We start from the raw sequence: 474 nt of genomic DNA on the forward strand, positions 1-474 counted from the left end.
TTTATTTTGAGAACTCTAAATTAAATATTGCACTTACAAGTAAGTACTTAATTTAAAGTTTGTCAGCTTTCCAAATTTTTAAAGAGCAATCGAGAATTACTTCTCAAAACTAAACATACTGTGATGTTAGTTTATTTAGGTTTGAGAAGAGAGAAAGTGGTGGAGCTAAGCAGGATCGAACTGCTGACCTCCTGCGTGCAAGGCAGGCGCTCTCCCAGCTGAGCTATAGCCCCACTATATAAGTTGATTATGTAAGCCACTTAATCTGGGAGGAGAAAGTGGTGGGTCTGAGTAGACTTGAACTACCGACCTCACGCTTATCAGGCGTGCGCTCTAACCAGCTGAGCTACAGACCCATAATCAATTATTGTTGTTCTCAATCATTTAACAATCATCTGTGTGGACACTTCGAACAAAAAGTTCTAAATCGTATAAGGAGGTGATCCAGCCCCAGGTTCCCCTAGGGCTACCTTG

The 474-nt window shown here is 41.1% G+C and carries 2 tRNA genes; both read right to left on the reverse strand.

The window, feature by feature from the left end:
• Window positions 1–157 precede the first annotated feature (157 nt).
• Window positions 158–233 (reverse strand) — tRNA-Ala (locus AN214_RS21915).
• A gap of 46 nt (window positions 234–279) precedes the next feature.
• Window positions 280–356, reverse strand: a tRNA-Ile gene (locus tag AN214_RS21920).
• Window positions 357–474: the final 118 nt, after the last annotated feature.

The sequence above is a fragment of the Pseudoalteromonas sp. P1-9 genome, from assembly GCF_001399975.1.
In the GTDB taxonomy this organism is placed as follows: domain Bacteria; phylum Pseudomonadota; class Gammaproteobacteria; order Enterobacterales; family Alteromonadaceae; genus Pseudoalteromonas.